The sequence below is a fragment of the Candidatus Benthicola sp. genome, assembly GCF_058719085.1.
Window position 1 is genome coordinate 1 of the sequence record NZ_JBZQEK010000014.1, and the last position, 3,117, is coordinate 3,117.

Annotated in this window: 4 protein-coding genes and 1 pseudogene; 1 reads left to right on the plus strand and 4 read right to left on the minus strand. The window is 68.8% G+C overall.

Annotated features, from left to right (window positions below):
• Positions 1-266 (minus strand): annotated as a pseudogene (locus AC36XV_RS01370) (lasso peptide isopeptide bond-forming cyclase); the annotation flags it as partial.
• Between the two features lie 86 nt (positions 267-352).
• Between AC36XV_RS01370 and AC36XV_RS01375 the strand changes: the two are divergent.
• Positions 353-655 carry a PqqD family protein gene (locus AC36XV_RS01375; protein WP_492201890.1) on the plus strand — a complete coding sequence of 101 codons (303 nt, stop codon included), beginning with the start codon at positions 353-355 and terminating at the stop codon, positions 653-655.
• On the opposite strand, the gene AC36XV_RS01380 is transcribed toward AC36XV_RS01375, so the two are convergent.
• From AC36XV_RS01380 to AC36XV_RS01390, 3 genes are all read right to left on the minus strand, one after another.
• The gene (locus AC36XV_RS01380; RefSeq protein ID WP_492201887.1) at positions 643-1,788 is read right to left on the minus strand and encodes a hypothetical protein; all 1,146 of its coding nucleotides are present in this window, start codon (positions 1,786-1,788) and stop codon (positions 643-645) included. The two genes, AC36XV_RS01375 and AC36XV_RS01380, sit on opposite strands and share 13 nt — an antisense overlap.
• 92 nt (positions 1,789-1,880) lie before the next feature.
• Positions 1,881-2,006, minus strand: coding sequence for a hypothetical protein (locus tag AC36XV_RS01385; RefSeq protein WP_492201888.1), 126 nt, complete (start codon positions 2,004-2,006; stop codon positions 1,881-1,883).
• Positions 2,007-2,246: 240 nt separating this feature from the next.
• Positions 2,247-3,117: asparagine synthase-related protein (locus AC36XV_RS01390; RefSeq protein ID WP_492201889.1), on the minus strand; the 871-nt coding region annotated here is incomplete at its 5' end.

The window sequence follows — 3,117 nt, forward strand, 5'->3', positions numbered from 1 at the left end:
CGCTCCCCCAGCCACGATGCCACCTCTCCCCGGTTGTCGATCCGGGCGTCCGCCACCACCACCGTCTCCCCCGACACCAGCGGCTGCACCTCCCGCACCGACTCCGGCGTCACGCGGTGCGCCAGGTGCCCCAGGCCCACGCTCCCCTCCACGTGCACCCCCACCCCGTCCGGGCCCCGCCAACGCGCCGCCTCCACCATCGACTCCACCACCCCCCGCTCCGCCGGGCCCCCATCCCACCGCACCAACCCGCACAGCCCGCTCACGTCTCCCCCGCCAGACCCGCCGGAATCGTGGTCCGAAGTGCCGCACTCGGTTGACAGATCGCCCGGCGAGATCTTCCTTGCGGGTCATGGAAGAACACGCTCTCACGGTCGCCGATCACCTTCTCTTCCGAACCGTTCGGGGGGCGGGAGGAATCCTGCTCGATCTCGACCAGCACCGGTACTTCGCCTTCGACGAGGTGGCGGCCCTCATGTGGAGGGTCCTCTCCGAGACGGGGAACCCGGCCAGCGTGGTCGAGGCAGCGGCCCGAGCGTACGACGTCGACCGCGCGGCGCTCGAACGCGACGTCGAGGAGTTCCTGCGGGGCCTGGTGGATCGGGACTGGGTTCACCCCTCGGCCGGCGGAGAACCCGGGCATCACGCGCTGTAATCGCGGGAGAGTCGGCGGACCCACGCGATCGCCGTATCCCAGGCGGCGAAGCGGCCCGGGAACTCCCTCTCCAGCTCGCTCGCGATCGTCTCGATCGTCCTCGAGCCGTCCATGAGCTCCAGAGTCGCTCGCACCAGCCGGCCCTCGTCTCCGATCCGGGGCGCGTATCCCGACTTCTGCACCGAGACGTCACGCTCGTTCAGCGGCTGCCCGTAGAAGGTGGACTGCACCCGGGTGACGGGGGCCGCCTGACCGCGGCGATGCTCCGTCCGCCACGTCCAGACGTATTCCCCCTCGATGAGATCGGCCCGCAGGAAGCACCGGAGGGAGTCCCCTTCCGCGACCTCGAGCGGCTCCCGTAGCGGAAAGAACGCGTTCCCATAGACCAGGCCCGGACCGTCGGGTCCGCTCGAATACTCCACGCCGGGCATCAGAGTGGCGTCGAACCAGAGGCTCAGACCGTGGGCCGTGCCTTCCTTCGCGGCGATCCATTCCATCGTCCCGGAGAAATGAGGCTCGGTCACGCGGGTGTAGTCGATCGTCACCCAGTCGGCGGGTGGCGTCAGGAAGCGGACGTCTGCCATGTCGTCCCGGTCCCATCGCCTCCAGAGGTTGGCGTTGATCTCGAGGACGGCCGAATGGTCGATGCCGAACCGGCCCGTCGCCCATGGACCGCTCAGGCTCTTGTACATGGCCGGAGCCTGGACCACGGCCCCCCGAACCCGGTCGACCTGGGGGATCTGCGTCCCGCCGGGCGCCAGCAGGCGCTCACGCGCATCGACGATCGAGGGAATGTGAAGGCCGTGAGGCGGCAGCGTGCCGCGCAGATCGCTCACGAGCACGTCCGCTCGATCCGGAAGCTCGATCCTGGTCGACAGGCCCTTGATGAACTCGATGCCCTCCAGGGCGTTGTCCCGGGCGATGGTCGGGCCGAGATCGACCGCGTCGAGCATCTCGACGGCGTAGACCCGCCCGGCGCCCCACCGGCGCGCCAGCATCGCGAACAGTCCCGTTCCGGCGCCGATCTCGAGCACGGTGCACCCCGGCTTCACGGCCTCCCGAAGAGCTCGAATGTAGGCGTCGGTTCGCACCGTGTCGCCGAGCATCAGTCCGAAGTCGTACAAGCCGTACATGTCCGGTATTCTGCGCAGAGAGGGGAGGAAAAAGAAAGGCCCGCCACGCGGGCGGGCCTCTCGTACTGCCTGTAGGGCTGACCAGCAGCGGCTTACTGACCCTGCGACGCCGCGCTGCCAGCCTTCGCATCATTGCCGGGCTTCGTCATGCCCGTGGCCGTGAGGTCGGCAACGGTGCCCCACGCCTTGATTTCGGGCTTTTGATACGGCTTCTTCATACGCGTCCTCCACCGGTGATTCAGGACTGGCCCGACGATCGGGCCTTGGCCGATCACCCATTCACGCAAGAACGATACGCGAATGGGCACGAGCGGTCCAGTGGGGGCGTGCAGAGGGCGTTCACACCGGAATTCGGCGGAAAGCAGCCATTTCGAGCCGATTTCGGCCGTTGATGAAGACGTCGATTCTGCGGTAGAAGCACGACAGAAGTGTGGTCTCGTCGCAGCAGGTTCGTCCGTCTATTCCCAGTGGGACCTGAGCCACATCTCCATGGTGAGCGGCCACCAGAAATCGTGACGGACCGGCCTACCGTGCAGGAAGGCCTCGAAATCGGCCTCGAGGTGCGCGACGTCCACGAAACCCAGCCCGTCCACACGTGGGTCCGCCAGCAGCTCCCGCACGACCGGAAGCCCCCGGTCTCTGAATCCGCGGTCGAACAGGGCGACCGGCTCCATCTTCCCGAGCGACCGAGCGGTGTCCCGGGGGAGGAGGGAGCGGACCGCACGCCGGACGATGCGCTTGGGCTCCGACCGGCGGTTCACCTGCCATGGCGGAATCGCGAGCACGTATTCGGCCACCCGGCGATCGCTCCATGGGTCGCAATACGTGCTGTTCCGGCGGGCCCGGAGGCGCTCCTCGCCCATCGCCCTCCAGGTGGCGGCGCGATTCCAGATCCGCTCGCGCCGACGCTCCCGAGCCGGCTTCTCGTGGAGTGCGGATGGCCTCGCCCCGGCGAGAATCGTCGCCAGGCCGGCGTGCGCCGCGAAATCCGGGCGCATCCAGGCCGGTGGTTCGGGATCTCCGAAGCGGTCTCCCCGACCGAGCAGCGGACCGAGGACGCGGGACCACAGCGCTCCGGGGACGCCGCCGCGGCCGGCCGGCTCCTGCCTCAGTTCCCGGATCAGCGCCCTCCACCGGCCTGCGAGAAACAACCCTCGTTCGTCGTAGACCCAGTCTCCCACCACCTCATCGCCGCGGTCGCCGGACAGGAGGGTGGCGCAGCCGTCGGCGCGGGCCGCGTCCAGGCAGGCGTCCAGCAGCGGCTGATAGACGAACAGGTACGGGTCGTCGCGGTCCGGTCCGTGCTCCGGGTAGTCCTTCAGCGGCCAC